Genomic DNA, 18220 nt, shown 5'->3' with positions numbered 1-18220 from the left:
CAGGCTACTCATATCGTGTTTGCCGGGGCAATGGCCCTGCGTCGCCGCGCATGGTCCACGATGGGCTCCATGCCCACCGGAAAGCAGCCCGCCGGCCCCTTCACCCCGCGCGACTTCCAGCTGGTGCTGCTGCGCCGCATGGCCGACCACAACCCCGGCCCGGTGGAGGACGCCCGGCGCGAGCTGGGTGCCTCGCTCGCCGAGATGCGGGAGGCCAACAAACGCTGGCAGGCGATGCTCCGCTCGCCGCGCTCCCGCTCGGCCGCCGCCCGCTACCGCTCGGTCCTCGGCGAACCCGAGTCGACGGCTCCCCGCCGGATCGGCGACCTGGAGTGCGAGGCCCGGCAGTGGGCGCTGCCCCTCTGGCCCGACCTGCGGTTCGAGGTGCTCGTCGCGGACAAGGGCGTGGTCTGGAACGAGTGGCTGGTGCGCGCCCCCGGCGCCGCGGCACCGGACCTGCGCACTCTGGACGACCTGACGCCCTGGTCCTGCACGGTCGACGAGGCGGCCCGCGCCTTCGCCCCCGCGCGCCCGCTCCAGGGCTCGGCGCCCACCCGCTGGGGCCTCGCCTTCACCGCCCCGGACCGGGACGGCGTACGCCACGAGGTGGTCGCGGAGTTCACGTGGGGGCTGCTCCAGCGCACGGCGGTCACCGGCCGGGCGCCTCTCGGCTAACGCCTGCCCGGGGTCACGGTCAGCGCTCGTCCTCCGGGTCCCAGTCCAGCAGGCGGACCTTGGCGACGGTGCGGACGTGGCGGCGCATCGCGGTGGCCGCCTGCCGGGGCTCCCCGGCGGCGATCGCGTCGAGGATGGCCTGGTGCTGGGCCAGCGAACGGCCGGGCCGGCCGGGCTGGCGCAGCGACTCGGTGCGGCTCTCGGCGATCTGGTGGGCGATGGAGCGCATGAACTCCGCGAGGAGACTGCTGTGCGCCGCCGCCGTCACCGCCGCGTGAAAGAGGCGGTCGCCCTCGACCCCATGGTCGCCCCGCTCGATCTCCTCGGCCATCACGGTCAGCGCGGCCCGCATCGCGGTCAGGTCGTCCTCCGTGCGGCGCTCCGCGGCCAGTTCGGCGAGTTTCGTCTCCAGCGCCTCCCGGGCCTCCAGGACGTCCGGCAGGCGCCGTCGGCGCTCGACCATCTTCTCGACGGGTTCCACGTCGAGGCTGTCCCGGACCAGGTACGTCCCGCCGCCGTGCCGCGCCTCCACCAGGCCCTGGACCTCCAGGACCACGATGGCCTGCTTCACGGAGGCCCGGCTGACGCCGAGGCGCTGGGCGAGGTCCCGTTCGGGCGGCAGCCGGTCGCCGGCCCGCAGGCCGCCGTCGGTGACGTACTGGCGCAGCCGCTCCAGCACCTGCTCGTAGAGGCGCTGCTTGGTCATCGGGCGCAGGGCGTCGGTCACGGAGATCCCCCTCTCGTCGGGAGCCTAGCACCGGGCCCCGCGTGGCCGAGTGGCTGAGCCAATTCCTGCGCGACCCCTTGACGGCGCTCCGGCCGGGGCCCACGCTGACCTGCCAACCGCACCTTCCAAGTGGCTCAGCCACTCAGCCAGTCAGGTTTCTCAGCCAGTCAGGTTTCCATCAGGACAGCACCCGGGAGCCCCCGCATGTCCCCCGAACTCGTCTCGATCCTCGTCCTGGTCGTGGTGTTCGTCATCGCCACCACCCGCTCCGTCAACATGGGCGCCCTCGCCTTCGCCGCCGCCTTCGGGGTGGGCACGCTCGTCGCCGACCTCGACGCGGACGGCATCTTCGCCGGTTTCCCCGGCGACCTCTTCGTCGTCCTCGTCGGCGTCACCTACCTGTTCGCGATCGCCCGCGCCAACGGCACCACGGACTGGCTGGTGCACGCGGCCGTCCGGCTGGTCAGGGGGCGGGTCGCGCTGATCCCCTGGGTGATGTTCGCACTCACCGGGGCGCTCACGGCGATCGGCGCGGTCAGCCCGGCCGCGGTGGCCATCGTCGCGCCGATCGCGCTGAGCTTCGCCACCCGGTACTCGATCAGCCCGCTGCTCATGGGCACGATGGTGGTGCACGGCGCGCAGGCCGGCGGGTTCTCGCCGATCAGCATCTACGGCTCGATCGTCAACGGCATCGTCGAGCGCGAGGACCTGCCGGGCAGCGAGGTCGGCCTCTTCCTCGCCTCCCTGATCGCCAACCTCCTCATCGCGTCCGTGCTGTTCGCGGTGCTCGGCGGGCGGAAGCTGTGGGCGCGGGGGTCGGTGCCGGTGGACGGCGAGGCCGGCCCGACCGAGGCGACCGGCACGGGTGCCGGCGGGGGCACCGGCGGGGGTGCGGAGAAGAGCACCGGCACCGCGGGAACCGCCCCCACCGCCGTCGCCGTGCGCCCCGACCAGGACGCCGACGGCACCGGCGGCGCCACCCGCCTCACCCCCGCCCGGATCGCCACCCTGGTCGCCCTGGTCGCCCTGGTCGTGGCCGTCCTCGGGTTCGACCTGGACGCCGGTCTGACCGCGGTCAGCCTCGCCGTGGTGCTGAGCACCGCCTGGCCGGACGACAGCCGCCGCGCGGTCGGTGAGATCGCCTGGTCCACCGTCCTGCTGATCTGCGGTGTCCTCACCTACGTCGGTGTGCTGGAGGAGATGGGCACCATCACCTGGGCCGGTGAGGGCGTCGGCGGCATCGGCGTCCCGCTGCTGGCCGCGGTGCTGCTCTGCTACATCGGCGCGATCGTGTCGGCCTTCGCCTCCTCGGTGGGCATCATGGGCGCGCTGATCCCGCTGGCGGTGCCGTTCCTCGCGCAGGGCGAGATCGGCGCGGTCGGCATGGTGGCGGCGCTCGCGGTGTCGGCGACGGTCGTGGACGTCAGCCCCTTCTCCACCAACGGCGCGCTGGTGCTGGCCGCGGCGCCGGACGTCGACCGGGACCGCTTCTTCCGGCAGTTGATGGTGTACGGCGGGATCGTGGTGGCGGCCGTGCCCGCGCTGGCGTGGCTCGTACTGGTCGTGCCCGGCTTCGGGTAGGCCCCTCGGAAGACCGGCAATCGTGAGCAACAGCTAAGGAGTACGACGCGTGTCCTCTCTCTTCCCGGCCCTCTCCCCGACCCCCGCCGACGGGCCCGCCCTGCGGTTCGGCGAGCGCTCACTGACGTACGCGGAACTCGCCGCCGCCGCGGGCGCCACGGCCGGGCGGATCGGGACCGCCGGCCGGGTCGCCGTCTGGGCGACACCGGCGATGGAGACCGCGGTCGCCGTGGTGGCGGCGCTGCTGGCCGGGGTCCCCGCCGTACCGCTCAACCCGAAGTCCGGCGACAAGGAACTGGCGCACATCCTCTCCGACAGCGAGCCGTCGCTGGTCCTGACGCCTCCCGGCGCCGAACTCCCGTCGGCCCTCGGCGCCCTGGAGCGCGTCGACGTCGACGTCCACGCCACCGGGCCGGTGCCCGAGGACCGCTCCGGCGACGGGGACCCCGCGCTCGTCGTCTACACCTCCGGCACCACCGGCCCGCCCAAGGGCGCCGTCATCCCCCGGCGCGCGCTCTCGACGACCCTGGACGCGCTCGCCGACGCCTGGCGGTGGACCGGCGACGACGTGCTGGTGCACGGGCTGCCCCTGTTCCACGTGCACGGGCTCGTGCTGGGCATCCTCGGGCCGCTGCGGCGCGGCGGCTCCGTGCGGCACCTGGGCAGGTTCTCCGCCGAGGGCGCGGCGCGGGAGCTGAACGACGGCGCGACCATGCTGTTCGGGGTGCCGACGATGTACCACCGGATCGCCGAGTCGCTGCCCGGCGACCCGGAGCTGGCGAAGGCCCTGTCCGGGGCCCGGCTGCTGGTCTCGGGGTCGGCCGCGCTGCCCGTGCACGACCACGAGCGGATCGCCGCGGCGACCGGCCGGCGGGTGATCGAGCGGTACGGCATGACGGAGACGCTGATGAACACGAGCGTGCGGGCGGACGGCGAGCCGCGCGCCGGCACCGTGGGCGTGCCGCTGCCCGGGGTGGAGCTGCGGCTGGTGGAGGAGGACGGCACGCCGATCGCGGAGCCGGACGGGGAGAGCGTCGGCGAGATCCAGGTGCGCGGCCCGAATCTGTTCACCGAGTACCTCAACCGCCCCGACGCCACCACCGCCGCCTTCACCGGGGACGGTTTCTTCCGCACCGGCGACATGGCGGTGCGCGACCCCGACGGCTATGTCCGCATCGTCGGCCGCAAGGCCACCGACCTGATCAAGAGCGGCGGGTACAAGATCGGGGCCGGCGAGATCGAGAACGCGCTCCTCGAACACGCGGGGGTGCGGGAGGCGGCCGTCACCGGTGAGCCCGACCCGGACCTCGGGGAGCGGATCGTGGCGTGGATCGTGCCCGCCGACGCCGGGGCGCCGCCCGCGCTGGAGACGCTGGCCGACCACGTGGCCGCCCGGCTCGCCCCGCACAAGCGGCCCCGCGTGGTCCGCTACCTCGACGCGCTGCCCCGCAACGACATGGGGAAGATCATGAAGCGGGCGCTGAACCGTGACTGACCGTCCGTCCGCGCGGGAGTTCCTCGCCCTCGTCACCGACGACTTCGCCGAACTCCCCCACCCCGAGGGCCGGTCGGCGCCCGACGGCCCGCTGGGCTGGCCCGGCTACGACGCCGCCCGCGCCCGCGCCGCCGAGCACACCGGCGAGCAGGAGTCGGTGGTCTGCGGCACCGGGCACGTGGCGGGCGTGCGGGCCGTGCTCGTCGCGTTCGAGTTCGGGTTCCTCGGCGGTTCGCTGGGCCGGCGCACCGGCGACCGGCTGGAGGACGCGTACACGTACGCCCGCGCACACCGGCTGCCGGTCGTGCCGCTGGTCGCCACCGGCGGCAGCCGGATGCAGGAGGGGATGCTCGCGCTGACCCAGCTCCAGCGGGTGGCGCGGGAGTCGGCGCTCACCCGGGAGGCGGGGCTGGCGCAGATCGCGGTGGTGCGGGACCCGGCCACCGGCGGCGGCTGGGCGACCCTGGGCGCGGGCGCCGACGTGGTCCTCGCGCTGCCCGGCGCACAGGTCGGCTTCGCCGGATCCCGGGTCCGGCCGCCGGACGCCGATCCGGCGGCGTACACGGCCGAGGCCCAGGTGGCGGCGGGCAGCGCGGACGCGGTCGTACCGGCCGGGGAGCTGCGCGGCACGCTGGGCCGGTGGCTGCGGCTGCTGACGGCGCCGTCCGCCGAACCGGCGCCGGTGCCAGGACCGCTGGGGGCGCGGAGCCTCCCGGCCACCGGCTGGGACGCGGTCCGCCGGGCGCGGGCACCCCGCCGTCCGCGTGCCGCCGCGTATCTCGACGCCTACTTCACCCACCGCGTCGCCGTCTCCGGGGACCGCTGCGGCGGCACCGACCCGGACGGCATGCTGTGCGGCTTCGGCGAGCACGCGGGGCGGACGGTCGCGTACGCCGCCCAGACGGGGACGGCGACCGGGCCCGCCGGATACCGCACCGCCACCCGGCTGATCCGTCTCGCGGAGCGGCTCGGCATCCCCGTGCTGACCCTGGTGGACACGCCGGGCGCGGCCAACGACGCGGCAGCGGAGCGGCAGGGCGTGGGCGCGGCGATCGCCGAGCTGTTCGGGGTGATGGCCTCGGTGCGCACGCCGGTGACCACGCTGGTGATCGGCGAGGGCGGCTCGGGCGGGGCGCTGGCGCTCGCGGCGCCCGGCCGCACCTGGGCCACCCCGGACAGCTACTTCTCCGTCATCGCGCCGGAGCTCGCGGCGGCGATCCTGAAGCGACCGCCCGAGGAGGTGGAGGCGACGGCGGACCAACTGCGGCTGCGTCCGCAGGACTTGGCCGAGCTGGGCGTGATCCGAACAGGCGATCAGTTGTTCCCTGGAACAGGTGATCGTCGCTCTGAAGAGCGTATGTGACTGCAGGGACCAACGATACTTACGGTGTGCAAGCAACGGGCTGCAGACCGTAGTTGACGCACATGTCCCAAGTAGGTCCCACACATGCACAGCGCAAGGAGCTGCACGATCATGAACCTTCTCACCGACATCCTCGCCGGCATCGTCCACTTCGTCGGCTGGCTGGTCTGACGGTCCGAGAAACCGACGGCGCCGCCTCCCCGTCCCAGGGAGGCGGCGCCGTCCGCGTGTCACCGCACGGCCACGGCCCGCACGATCTCCTGCGTGACCGAGCCGCCCCGGTCGTCGCGCGCCGAGGCCCGCAGCGAGACGCGCTCGGCGTCGCGCGGCACGCTCAGCGTCCCGTGCCAGGACGCCGCCCCGTCACCGTCGCGCAGCCGCACCTGCCGCCAGGACTTCCCGTCGTCGTACGACACCTCGAGACGGCCGTCGCCGATCCTGCCGGTCCCGGCGGCGCCCGCCACGTACTCGGCGCCGAGCCCGACCCGCAGCCTCTTGCCGCCGCGCACCTCGCCCGCGAGGTCGGTGTCGACGTCGAAGGAGAGGTTGATCAGGGGCAGGAAGGTCCACCGGTCGTCCGGGGTCGCCGCCGAGCGGAAGGTCCACTCCGCGTGCCCCTCGGTGGCGAGCGGCCAGCGCTCCGCGTCGAGCGCGGTGTCGGTGACGAGCCGGTACGTGTGCTCGTCGGCCGGCGCCTCCCACACGTAGGCGGCGGAACTCGGCCCCTCGTCGACCAGTTCGCCGTCCAGGTACACCGACGTGGTCTGCGTCATCCCGCTCTCCTCGCTCCACACGTCGCCGAAGCCGGTGTGGTCGGGGCCGGAGTCGCCCCAGCCGGGGGCGTTGAACTGGAGCCGGTTGCCCGAACGCTGCTGCCCCCAGCCGAGCCCGGTGCCGAGGTACGGGTGCCAGACGGGCTTGAACCAGTTCAGCTCCGTGCGGTCACCGCCCCGGTACCGGACCAGTCCGCTCCGCTCCTCCAGCGCCTCCCCGGCGCTCGTCACGGACTCGTGCCACAGCTGGCCGGGACCGGTGGACACGTACTCGGTGCGCTCGGCCGGGTAGGCGATCCGCTCCTTGAAGCCGAGGCCGATCGGGAACGTGTCGGTGATCGAGTACCGGAACTCGCCGCCGCTCACGGGCTCGGCCCCGTGGTACCGGGTCCGCACCTCGGCGAGGCCGCGCCGCCCGGGCTCGTAGGTGAGGTCCCGGTCGGGCACGGCACCGGGGTGCCCCTCGGACAGGTCGTACACGTAGGGCGTGTCGCGGGTGCCGGTCATGTCGACCCGCCCGGCCTTCCGCAGCCGCTTGGCGTCGTCCGCGTCGACCGAGGCGATCTGGAGCGGCCGGTCGGCGTTGTCGTCCGTGCCCCACCAGGCCAGCAGCCGGCCGGGCGCGTCGTCGGTGACGAACAGCGCCTTCACGCCCGCGTCCTGAGCTGCCTGCGCGAGGGCGGCCGGTGCGGTGCCCTCGGTGAGCCGCGCGAGGACCGCCTTGCCCCGGACGCCCTCCGGGAAGGGGCCGTCCCCGACGTCCACCAGCGGCAGCCGTTCACGGCCCTCGGTCAGGGTGCCGCCCGGCTGGACGACGGCCTCACCGATCCCCTTGACCTCCAGCAGCGGCTTGCCGAGCCGCCACACGGTCCGGTACTCGAAGCCGCCCTCGGTGACCTTCTTCGTCGGCGCGGCGAAGACGCTGTCGTACTTCAGCGGCACCTGGACCGCGCCGAACAGGTCGGCGCCGCCCGCGCTGCGGTCGTACTCCATGATCAGCTGCCGGGTCTCGGTGCGCTTCGGCACGTCCGCGCTGATCTCCCTCAGTTCCGTGCCGTCCAGGGTGATCTCGCGGTCCCGGTCGAGGACGACCTCCGGCGCGGCGAGGAAGCCGAGTCCGAGCGAGTCGGCGCCGTGGCTGCCGCGCACGTCGAGGAACGAGGTCAGGCTGTACGTCCCCGGCGCGAGGCGCAGTTCCAGGGTGCCGGAGTCGCCGACGTGCGCGGGGACGGGGTCGACGCCCTCGGCGAGGTGCTGGACGACCAGGTCGGCCGGGGCGGCGGCACCGGAGCGGTCCTTGACGCGCACCGTCAGCGTGTACCGCTCGTCCTCCTTGACCAGCCCGAACGCCGTGTGCGCGACGGGCTTTCCGTCCGCGCCGGACGCCACGATCCGGCCGCTCGTCGTCCCGGCCGGGGCCTTGGACACGACGCCGGTGACGGTGGTGGAGGCGGTGCCGTGCGCGGGCACGGTGAGGGCGGTGTCGGCGAGGGTGACGACGCCGTCGGGGGCGCCCTGCGCGGAGAGCTTCAACTCGACAGCGTTGTCGGAGGAGTTGGTGTAGGTGACGGTCCGGGTGACCGGCTCGTCGCCGTCGTGGGGCCAGGGGTGGAAGCCGAGGTCGGCGCTGCCCGTGGCGGTGACGTCGGCGGCGATCGCGTCCGGCACGCTGACCCGGCCCGCGCCCAGTCGGTACGCGGAGGCGTCGAGCCCCTTCGACGTGGACATCAGCGCGTCCTTGAGCCGCGCGCCGGTCCAGTCGGGGTGCTGCTCGGCGAGCAGGGCGGCCACGCCCGAGACGTGCGGCGTCGCCATCGACGTACCGTCCATGGCGGTGTAGTCGCCGCTGCCCTCGGCGAGCCGGGACCGGGCCGCGAGGATGCCGACGCCCGGCGCGGACAGGTCGGGCTTGAGCGCCTGGTCGCCGTGGCGGGGCCCGGCGCTGGTGAACCAGGCCGCCTCGTCGGCGGAGTCCACGGCCCCGACGGTCAGGGCGGAGTCGGCGGCGCCGGGCGAGCCGATGGAGGACGGGGCGCCGGTGTTGCCGGCCGCGACGACGAACAGGGCGCCGGTCTCGCGGGACAGGGTGTTGACGGCCGCGGCCATCGGGTCGGTGCCGTCGCTGGGCTCGGTCGAGCCGAGGCTCATGGAGACGATGTCGGCGTCCACGTCCCGGGCGGCCCACTCCATGCCGGCGATGATCTCGGACTCGCTGCCCGAACCGGAGTCGTCCAGGACCTTGCCGATCGCGAGCGCGGCGCCGGGGGCGACGCCCTTCTCCTTGCCGTCGGAGGCCGCGCCGCTGCCGCCGACGGTGGAGGCGACATGCGTGCCGTGCCCGTTGCGGTCGGCGACCTCCTCGCCAGCGATGAAGCTCCGGCTCTCCGCGACCCGTCCGGCCAGGTCGGGGTGGCCCGCGTCCACACCGCTGTCCAGCACGGCGACGGTGACGCCCTTGCCGGTCAGCCCGGCCCGCCAGGCCTCCGGGGTGCCGATCTGCGCGTTGGACTCGGCCATGGCCGCGGTGACCCGGCCGTCGAGCCACACCCCGTCGATGCCGGCGCCACGGGTGAATTCCCGCCAGAAATCACGCCCCTTGCCGGCCTCCACCGCGGCCCCGCGCACGCTGGGCAGCGCCCGGGTCCGCTCGGTGCCCTTCGGGGTGGCCGACCGCGCGCCCTTCTCGTAGGTCACGATCAGCGGCAGCGTGCCGGTCTCCGTGTCGGCGAAGCCCTGCTCCAGCAACTCGCCGACGTCGAAGAGCCGTTCGTCGAGGCTGCCGTCGCGCAGGTACGGCAGGGCCTCGTCGGGTACGACGGTGGTCCGGCCGCCGGAACTGCGGGTGTGCACGGCGCCGTCGGCACCCTCGGGCCGCTCGACCGTGACGGTCTTCCGTCCGCCGCCGAGGTCCGTGACGGTCACCCGGTCGCCGGTGACGAGGGTGACGGTGCGGGCCGCGGTGTCCCGGGCGGCGGCGGCCGGGGGGTGCGCCGGCTCCGGGGGCGGATCCTGTGCCGCCGCCGTCCCGGCCGGCAGCAGCGCGATCACGAGCCCCGCCGACAGGAGGGTCGCCCCGCGTCGGACTGGTCCTCTGCTCATCCACGCCTCACTTCGCGTCGTCGTGTCGTCGTAGAGTGCTGTGAAGAGTGCTGTGAGCAGTCTCAGGGGGCTTCTGGTACACGGGAGTTGACGGAGCGTGGCGGATTGGCGCCCTGGCGGGTTTCCGCCAGTGGTCCGGCGGACCGGCACCTCGAGCCGCGACACGGCCGAGTACCGTCCGTCACAATGGTGCTGCGCATGGTGCTGCGCACGGACACGTACGGCACACGGGGAGCGAGCGGCGGCATGGACGGGTTGGTCGAGTTCAAGACCGGGGACGGCGTGCGGGTGGTCGTCGAGGGCGTCGAGGACGAGGACGGCGCGCGGCTGGTCTCGCGCGGCGACGGACCCGCCCGGGCGGCCCGCACCTTCGAGGAGTCCCTGGAGGGCGTCCGGGCGGCGGCCGCGTCCGCGCTGCGGGTCTTCAGGGACGGCACGCTCAGACCCGACGCGGTGGAGCTGGAGTTCGGGGTCAAGCTGAGCGCGGAGGCCGGCGCGGTCATCGCCAAGGGCACGGCGGAAGGCCATCTGGTGGTGAAGCTGAGCTGGGCTCCGGAGCCCGGACCGGCGCGCCCCGCGGGCCCGGACGCCGCCGCACGGTCATGAGCGGTGCCGCGTGGCACGCCCGCGTCGAGTGCGGGCCGGAGGTCGGCGCCGGATTCCTGGTCTCCGCCCGCCGGTTACTGACCTGTGCCCATGTCGTCAGGTCGGCGGACCAAGCGCCGGTCACGGTGAGCTTCCCGGGCCGCCGGGACCTGGGCGGGCTGTCGGCCGCGGTCGCCGTGCACGGCGGCTGGCAGGGCGGCGCCGCCGACCCCGGCGACCTGGCCGTACTGGAACTGGACCGCGACGTGCCGCTCACCCCGGCCGCCTTCGCCCCGCCCCGCGCCGAACGGACCGCGCCCGCCCCCGAGCTGATCGCCTACGGCTTCCCCAAGGGGTACGACGAGGGCATGCTCGCCTCCTACCGCGCCCTGCCCGGACCGCTCATCTCGGGCGAGTGGGTCCAGCTGGAGGCGCTCACGGCGCACGGGCAGCCGCTGGCGGCCGGGTTCAGCGGGGCGGCGCTGGCACTGGCCGACGGCACCGTCGTCGGCATGGTCACCGCGGTCGCCGGCGCCAAGGACGTACGCGTCGGCCGGATGCTGCCCGTCGAGGTCATGGCGCGCCACTGGCCCGACCTGGGCGAGTTGGTGCCCACCCCGGGGCACCGGTCGGACGCGCGCAGACGGCTGTACGCGCTGCTGCGCCGCGCCGAGGAGACCGGGCTGAGCTGCGACCCGAAACGGCTGTACGTCTCCGCCACGGACGCCTTCGACCCGCCGCCCCCGGACGAGGGCTTCGCCTCTCTGCGGGACGCCGCCGCCTACGTCCAGTGGGAGGTGCCGGAGCCGGACGCGGTGACCCGCTTCGCCGACCGGCTGGAGGAGCTGCTGCACGCACCGCCGTCCCGCCCCACGACCTGGTCGCCGATCGTCGTGGAGATCGACCACAGCGGCGCCGGCGCCGACCAGGTCACCGTCGAGGTGTCCGCCTACCGGGACGGGCAGCGCCGCCCGGTGGGCTCGCGCCGGCTGGCCCGCAGCGCGGTGCGCGCCTTCGTGCAGGAGCATATCGACGAGGCGTGCACCCAGCTCGATCCGGGCGCCGACGAGCTGCTCACCTTCGTGCTGCCGCGCGAGTGGCTCAACGAACCGGTGGCGCACTGGGAGTGCGGCGAGGACGACTCCACGCCCCTCGGCTGCGCCTACCCGCTGGTCGTCACCGACCGCCACCGCCACCGCAGCGGACGGCTCCGCCACCAACTGCGCAAGAAGTGGGGCAGGCTCGGGGCCAGTCAGGGCGTACCGCTGCGGCGCGTCGACTGCGGCACCCCGGAGCGGCCGGCCGGCCTGCGCAAGCGGCTGCGGGACGACGCGGAGCTGGCCGGTTTCGGCACCCCGCCGACGACGGCGCGGGAGCACTTCGAGGTGGGTCTCACCGTCCCCGTGCCCGTACTGCTGTGGCCGCGCCGCGGGTGCTCGGGCGACGGACACGACGATCCCTGTCCGGGGACGGCGTTCCTCGACGAGCTGGCGGAGTCGGTGGCGCACGTGCCACCGTCCCAACTCCCCCGCCTGGTCATGGAGCTGCGCGAGACGGCGGAGGCGGCCGAGGACCCCGACGGTCACTGGGCCCGCGACGTCCAGCTCCTGTGGGACGACCCCCGCTGCTTCAGCGAGCCCGCGGCCCTGCTGCACTCACCCGTCGGCTGACGGGGCGACGCCGCCGATGAACCGTCCCCGCCCGGATGACCGCCCACCCGCCGTACCCGACGACCAGGGCCCCACACACAGGAACGGGCCGCCGGCCCACGACCACCCGGAGAGAAGAACCCATGCCCCTGTGGCCCGTCTACACCGGCGCCCCGGCCCCCCACGACGGCATCGCCGAGCTGCCCCCGCCGCCGCCCTGGCGGGCCTTCGCCGGCGGGCCGGTGCTCGACGCGCCCGTCGAGGACGGCGACGACCCGGCCGCCTCGCCGGACCGCGCGCACCGTGCCGTGACGTACCAGGCCACGGAGCAGACGGTGCAACTGGTCAACGCGGCGCTGTACCTGCGGCGCCCGCTGCTGGTCACCGGCCCGCCCGGCACCGGCAAGTCGTCCCTCGCCTACGCGGTCGCCCGCGAACTGCGGCTCGGCCCGGTCCTGCGGTGGAACATCACGAGCCGCAGCACGCTGCACGACGGCCTCTACACGTACGACCCGCTCTCCCGGCTGTACGCGGCCCGCCACGCCACGCAGGGCCCCGACGCCCCGGCGGCGGCCACGGGTATCGAGGACCACCTGCGCCTGGGCCCCCTCGGCACCGCGCTGCTCCCCTACGCCCGCCCGCGCGCCCTGCTGATCGACGAGATCGACAAGAGCGACCTCGACCTGCCCAACGACCTGCTGCACGTCCTGGAGGAGGGCCAGTACGAGATCCCCGAACTGGTGCGGGCCTCGCGGGACACCCCGGACGGACGGGCCGAGGTGCTGATCGACGGCACCGACCGGCGGGTGCCGGTGGAGCGCGGCCGGGTCCGCTGCAAGGCGTTCCCCTTCGTCGTCCTCACCAGCAACGGCGAGCGCGAGTTCCCACCCGCGTTCCTGCGCCGCTGCGTCTCGCTGCGCCTGCGGCAGCCGGACGACGACCACCTCGCCGAGATCGTCCGCGCCCACCTGGGCGAGCCCGACGGGTACGCGGAGCAGCTCATCCACCGGTTCCTGTCCCGGGTGGGCGGCGGCGAACTGGCCACGGACCAGTTGCTCAACGCCATCTACCTGGCCCGTTCCTCCGGTCTCGGCGCCGACTCCCTGGACGAGCTGGCCGAGCAGCTGATGCCCTACCTGGGCAGGTCCCCGCAGCCCGACGCCTTCTGATGCCGGCCGACCGCCCCGGCTCACCGGAGCCCCTGCCCCGCCTGGCCGACCTCCTCGGCCGGGTCTCCTCGGGTGTCCGCCCGACCCCGCTGGAGCTGGCCGAACTGCTCTGGCTGGCCGGGCACATGGACCCGGCGACCCCTGGGCCGACGGACGACGGAGCGACCGGCCCGGCGGCCGGGGAGCCCGCACCGCCCGTTCCCGCGCCGAGGCCGGAGACGGTACGGAACCCGCCGCGCCGACAGGGACGGAAGCCCGTCGGTGATCCGCCCGAGGCGCGGCCCGACACTCCCGACGCCTCCCGCACCCCACTGCGCCTGCCCTCCCCGGCCCCCGCGCCGGGGACGTCGGCGGCCGAGCCGCACAGCGCCCTGCTCGCGCCCGCCCCGCCGATGCTGCGCCACACGCTGGCGCTGCAGCGTTCCCTGCGCCCGCTGAAGCGCCGTACCGACGCGCCCGTGGGCCACGAGGTGGACGAGGCCGCGACCGCCGACCGCATCGCGCGGCTGGGCGGCGGGCCCGACGGGTGGCTGCCGGTGCTGCGCCCGGTGCGGGAGCGCTGGCTGCGGCTGAACCTGGTGCACGACGCGGGCCCGACGATGCCCGTCTGGCAGCCGCTGGTGCGCGAACTGCACGCCACGCTCGCCCAGTCGGGCGTCTTCCGCACGGTCGTCCTGCACCGCGCGGAGGCCGACGGCACCGTCCGCGGCGAGGGAGCCGAGGCGCCCCCCGACGGCCGTACGGTCACCCTGCTGATCAGCGACTGCATGGGACCGCAGTGGCGGGAGGGCCCGGCCGGCAGCCGCTGGTTCGACACGCTGCGCCGCTGGGCACACCGCACACCGCTGGCCGTTCTCCAGCCGCTCCCCGAGCAGTTGTGGCGGGACACCGCCCTGCCGCCGGTCCCGGGCCGGCTGTCGGCCCCGCACCGGGCCGCGCCCAGCGCGTCCCTCGCCTTCACCCCGTACGACGACACCGCACCCCCGGCCCCCGGCGGCACCCTGCACCTCCCCGTGCTGGAACCGGGGCCCGAGTGGCTGGCGAACTGGGCCTCCCTGGTCGCGAGTCCGGGCGGCACCCGCCACCCGGGCGCCGCCGCCGTGCTGCACCGCCCGCTGCCCGCCGACGCCGACGACCGCGCCGACGTCACGCGCCTGTCCCCCGAGGAACTGGTGCTGCGTTTTCGCGCGAGCGCGTCCCCCCAGGCCTTCCGGCTGGCCGGGCACCTCGCGCTCGGGCGCCCGGACCTGCCGGTGATGCGGCTGGTGCAGGCCGCGGTCGAGCCGGAGCCCCGGCCCCAGCACCTGGCCGAGATCATCCTCAGCGGCATGCTCACCACGGTCGCCGGGCCGCCCGGCTCGTACGCCTTCCGCCCCGGCGTACGCGACCTCCTGCTGCGCGGGCTGCCCCGCACCGCCCGCAACCGCACCCACGAACTGCTGCTGCGCACCGGCGGCCTGATCGACGAGCGGGCGGGCCGGTCGCCGGGCGAGTTCCGCGCGCTGGTCCCCTCCCGGGACGGCACCGAACGGGCCGACGGCGGCGAGACGTTCGCCGCGATCAGCCAGGAGAGCGCCCGGCAGCTGGCCGCACCGGTGCGGCCCGCGGGCCCCTCCCCCTTCCCGCCCGCGCTGGGTGTCCGTTACCGGCCGGCCCGGCGGCTCGCGCCGACCGGGAGGATGTGGCTGGCCGAGGACACCGAGGCGAACCGGACCGTGGCGGTGCGGCTGCACGACCCGGACCACGACCCCGCCTCGCGCCGGGCGTTCCTGCGGGACGCGCGCCGCCTGACGGAGTTCACCCACCCGAACGTGGTGACCGTCCTCGACGCCGGCATCGAGGACGACGTCCCGTACGTCGTCATGGAGCACCTGGACGGCATCGCTCTGCACACGCTCGCCCGGTCGAACGCGCGACGGCTGCCGGCACCGCTGGCGGTGTCGGTCGGGGCGCAGCTGGCGCGTGCCCTCACCGCCCTGCACCGGGCGGGCGTCACGCACGGCGGCCTGGAGGCGTCCCGGGTGGTCCTGCTGCCGGACGGCACGGTCCGGCTCAGCCTCTTCGAACCGGGCAGGACCTCGGGCCCGTCCGGACGCTCCGAGGACCTCCGGGCCCTGTGCGACATCCTGTTGCTGCTGACCTCGGGCACCTCGCGGCTGACCGTCCCGATCGACTCCCGCCACCTGGACCGGCTGCCCGCCGCCCTGCGCATCCATTACGCGCACGCCTTCGACCAGTTGATGTCCGCCTCACCAACGACCCAGGCCCAGGGCGTGGACCTGCTCACCGACCCGCACTCGCTCACCCGGGCCCGCGAGGCGTACGAGCCGCGCCGCTACCACGCCCTGGGCGTGCTGCGGGTCACGCTGCCGGACGGGTCCCCCGCCCTCGGACCGGGGGTACGCGCGCTGCTCGCCATGCTGCTGCTCAAGCACGGCCGCACGGTGACGCACGAGGAGCTGCGGTGGGGGCTGTGGGACCCCGGCGAGGAACCACGCAACCCGCGGGGGGACGTGAACGCGCTGGCGACGCGGCTGGCGGACGCCCTCGGCCCCGGTGCCCTGGCGACGTCCGCCCACGGCCTCGCCCTGCACACCAGCGCCGACCAGGTGGACCTGGTGCACTGCGACGAGCTGGTACGGCGCGCCGACGCGGCCCGGCTGGAGGGGGCGCCCACCGAGGCCCGCGCCCTGGTCACCGAGGCGCTGTCGCTCTGGCACGGCCCCGAGTCCCTCGCGCACGTGCCCGGTCCCGCCGCCCGTACCGCCCGCGCCCGGCTCCTGCGGCTCCGCCTCGCCCTGCACACCAAGCGCGCCGAACTCGACCTGTCCCTCGGCGACTACGACCGGACCTCGGCCGAACTGTCCCGCCTGCTCCGCGACCACCCCCACCGGGAGGACTTCCGCCGCCTCTACCTGATCGCGCTGCGCCGCCAGGGCCGGGGCGCGGAGGCCCTGGAGCTGTACGAGGAGTACGAGCTGTCCGGCGGGCGGAGTCCGGCCCTGGCGGCGCTGGGCCGCGAACTGCGCGAGGAGCACGCCGAGCCGGTCGACGACGCCCCGTGGTCGGAGTACGAGGGCACCGCGTCGGACCGGGACGACGCGGCACACGGGACGGTGTCGGCGCCGGACGAGCTGCCGGAGGGCCCGTTCCCCACGGAGGACGACCTCTGGGTGCCGCGGCTGGAGGAACCGGCGGAGCCCGAGGAACGGCAGGCGGAGCCGGAGGAACCGGAGGAGCCCGAACAGCCGACCGAGGCGGACGAGCAGGTGCAGGACGACTTCGACGCCGACTTCGACACCGACTTCCGCGACTGCGTCCGCTTCTCCTACACCGAGCACCCCTGGGACGAGGCGGACCTCGCGCCGCTGCGCACCGTGGTCACGAACCTGCTGGCGGACAGCGGACTCGACGCCACCGCGTACGAACTCGTGGACGACAGGGAGGGCCTGCTCGTCCTGCTGCAGCCACGGATGGAGGCCGCCCGGCTCCTGCGGGCGGTCGTGGACGGCCTGCCCGAACAGCTGGCGCACGTCGGCGGGGAGCACCTGCTCGTCGAGTTCTGGCAGGTGGAGTTCCGGCTGGACGGAACCGAGGAGCAGTCCTTCCGCGCGGACGCCGGGTCGGTCGGCGCGGTCCTGGACGCGTCCGACGCGCAGGCGCTCGTCGTCCTCTCCGACTCCCTCTACCACGACGAGGTGCACGAGCCGGCGGAGGACGGACCCGCCTTCGATCCGGACCTGTTCCGGCCGCTGGACGACGACACCGGCTGGTACCGCCCGGTCGAGGGTGCCGGGGGGCCGAGGGTGGAGGCGTCGGACGGCGGAGCGGTGAGCGGGCCCTTTCCGATGCCGTCCGACGGCGCGCTCCCCCTCCCGCGCGGCGCCTCCTGGGTCGTCGTCCTGCGGCTGCCCGACGGCACACTCGCCCCGCAGGACTCGGACCTGGCCCGGTCCACGCCCCCGGCCCTGCGTGCGGCCGGGCAGTACTTCGAGGTCGACCTGGCCGAGTACCGCCTCGCCACGGCGCTGACGGGCGTCAGTGTGACGTGGCGGGTCGAGGACCCGGTCGAGGCGGTGCGCAACCGGGCGGGCGACCTGCGCAAGGTGGTCGCCGAGCGGAACCGGGAGATGCTCGCCGCGGTCCGGGAGGATCGTGCGGTCGAACTCGCGGAGATCGACGCGCCCGGTTACTCCGTCGGCTGGAACCTCCGCCATGAGTCCGGCGCCCCCGCGTTCACGCCCCGCCGTACCCCGCGCTCACCCGCCGACCTGATCGCGGGCGCCCGTTGCGTCCTCCTCGGCTTCGACGAGGTACTGGCCCGGCTGTACCGGCCGGCCGCCGAGCGGGAGGTGCTGCTGGACATCGCACGGCTCTTCGTCGAGGAGCGCGACCCCGAGGACGCGCTGTCCGGCGTGCCGCTGCCCCGGGTCTCGACGGACGGATACGCCGGCACACTCGACTTCGTCCGGGCCCTGGCGGGGCACCGGCTCGCCCCCGACGTACGGCTCCGCCTCGACCGGCACGAGGCGCGGGCGGCACGCACCGCACGGCCGGTGCCCCTGGCCGACCGGCTGGTCCAGGCGCTGGACGCCCGGCGGGTGCGCACCGCCGTGGTCACCGACCGGGACCCCGCCCCGGTCACCGCCTACCTGCGGCGACGCGGCCTGCTGGACGCCCTCGCCGGGGACGTGCACGGCAGGGGCACCGACCTCACCCGTCTGATGCCCGACCCGGACGTCCTCCTGCGGGCCCTGGAGCGGCTCGACGCCACCATCGACACGTGCGTGCTGATCGGTTCGTCCGTCGCCGAGCAGTCCGCCGCCCGCGCGCTCGGTCTGCCGTTCATCGGGCACTGCGGCGGCGAACGGGTCCGGCGGGAGCTGAGCGCGGCGGACGACGACGCGCTCCTCGTACCGGACCTGCGTCCGCTGCTGACGGCGGCCGAGAACGGCTGACCGGGCGCGGCCGGGAACGCCGAAAGGGAACGTCGAAAGGGAACGCCGTCGGAGACCGCCCGTTCGGCGGCCCCCCGCCCGGCCCCCTCCAACGGGCGCCCGCCCCCGCTCCCGCGCACGATGCCAGCAAGGCCGCCCACCGGGCG

At 75.1% G+C, this 18220-nt stretch carries 10 protein-coding genes; 8 read left to right on the top strand and 2 right to left on the bottom strand.

All coding sequences use genetic code 11. From position 1 onward, the window contains the following. The first annotated feature begins 69 nt into the window (after positions 1 to 69). On the top strand, positions 70 to 675 hold the full coding sequence (locus ACFC1X_RS06845) for a hypothetical protein (RefSeq protein WP_376349402.1): 606 nt from the start codon (positions 70 to 72) through the stop codon (positions 673 to 675). Between the two features lie 19 nt (positions 676 to 694). Here the strand turns inward: ACFC1X_RS06845 and ACFC1X_RS06840 are convergent, their stop codons facing one another. Then, complete coding sequence (locus ACFC1X_RS06840) at positions 695 to 1402, bottom strand: FadR/GntR family transcriptional regulator (protein ID WP_376349401.1); 708 nt, start codon at positions 1400 to 1402, stop codon at positions 695 to 697. A 204-nt stretch (positions 1403 to 1606) separates the two neighbouring features. Between ACFC1X_RS06840 and ACFC1X_RS06835 the strand changes: the two genes are divergently transcribed. Genes ACFC1X_RS06835 through ACFC1X_RS06825 form a run of 3 tightly spaced genes read left to right on the top strand, consistent with a single transcriptional unit; the run spans position 1607 to position 5841 of the window. Next, positions 1607 to 2983: an SLC13 family permease gene (locus ACFC1X_RS06835; protein ID WP_376349400.1), complete on the top strand. Its 1377-nt coding sequence runs from the start codon at positions 1607 to 1609 to the stop codon at positions 2981 to 2983. Positions 2984 to 3032: 49 nt separating this feature from the next. After that, positions 3033 to 4478 (top strand): acyl-CoA synthetase, encoded by a 1446-nt coding sequence (locus ACFC1X_RS06830; RefSeq protein WP_376349398.1) that lies wholly within the window; start codon positions 3033 to 3035, stop codon positions 4476 to 4478. Then, the gene (locus ACFC1X_RS06825; RefSeq protein WP_376349397.1) at positions 4471 to 5841 is read left to right on the top strand and encodes a carboxyl transferase domain-containing protein; all 1371 of its coding nucleotides are present in this window, start codon (positions 4471 to 4473) and stop codon (positions 5839 to 5841) included. The genes ACFC1X_RS06830 and ACFC1X_RS06825 overlap by 8 nt, the downstream gene beginning before the upstream one ends. 230 nt (positions 5842 to 6071) lie before the next feature. Here ACFC1X_RS06825 and ACFC1X_RS06820 read toward each other — a convergent pair whose 3' ends face one another. After that, entirely contained in the window at positions 6072 to 9713 is a 3642-nt protein-coding gene (locus tag ACFC1X_RS06820; protein WP_376349396.1) for a S8 family serine peptidase, read from the bottom strand. A gap of 246 nt (positions 9714 to 9959) precedes the next feature. Here ACFC1X_RS06820 and ACFC1X_RS06815 point away from each other — a divergent pair, with 246 nt between their 5' ends. The 4 genes from ACFC1X_RS06815 (at position 9960) to ACFC1X_RS06800 (ending at position 18074) form a co-directional block, all read left to right on the top strand. After that, positions 9960 to 10319: a CU044_2847 family protein gene (locus ACFC1X_RS06815; protein WP_376349791.1), complete on the top strand. Its 360-nt coding sequence runs from the start codon at positions 9960 to 9962 to the stop codon at positions 10317 to 10319. After that, the gene (locus ACFC1X_RS06810; RefSeq protein ID WP_376349394.1) at positions 10316 to 11968 is read left to right on the top strand and encodes a trypsin-like peptidase domain-containing protein; all 1653 of its coding nucleotides are present in this window, start codon (positions 10316 to 10318) and stop codon (positions 11966 to 11968) included. The genes ACFC1X_RS06815 and ACFC1X_RS06810 overlap by 4 nt, the downstream gene beginning before the upstream one ends. Before the next feature lie 122 nt (positions 11969 to 12090). After that, complete coding sequence (locus tag ACFC1X_RS06805) at positions 12091 to 13116, top strand: AAA family ATPase (protein WP_376349393.1); 1026 nt, start codon at positions 12091 to 12093, stop codon at positions 13114 to 13116. After that, the gene (locus ACFC1X_RS06800; RefSeq protein WP_376349391.1) at positions 13116 to 18074 is read left to right on the top strand and encodes an SAV_2336 N-terminal domain-related protein; all 4959 of its coding nucleotides are present in this window, start codon (positions 13116 to 13118) and stop codon (positions 18072 to 18074) included. Before ACFC1X_RS06805 ends, ACFC1X_RS06800 begins: the two co-directional genes overlap by 1 nt. The last annotated feature ends 146 nt before the right edge of the window (positions 18075 to 18220 follow it).

The organism is Streptomyces sp. NPDC056128, from assembly GCF_042263835.1.
In the GTDB taxonomy this organism is placed as follows: Bacteria; Actinomycetota; Actinomycetes; order Streptomycetales; family Streptomycetaceae; genus Streptomyces.
This window is presented reverse-complemented; position numbering and strand designations above follow the sequence as displayed.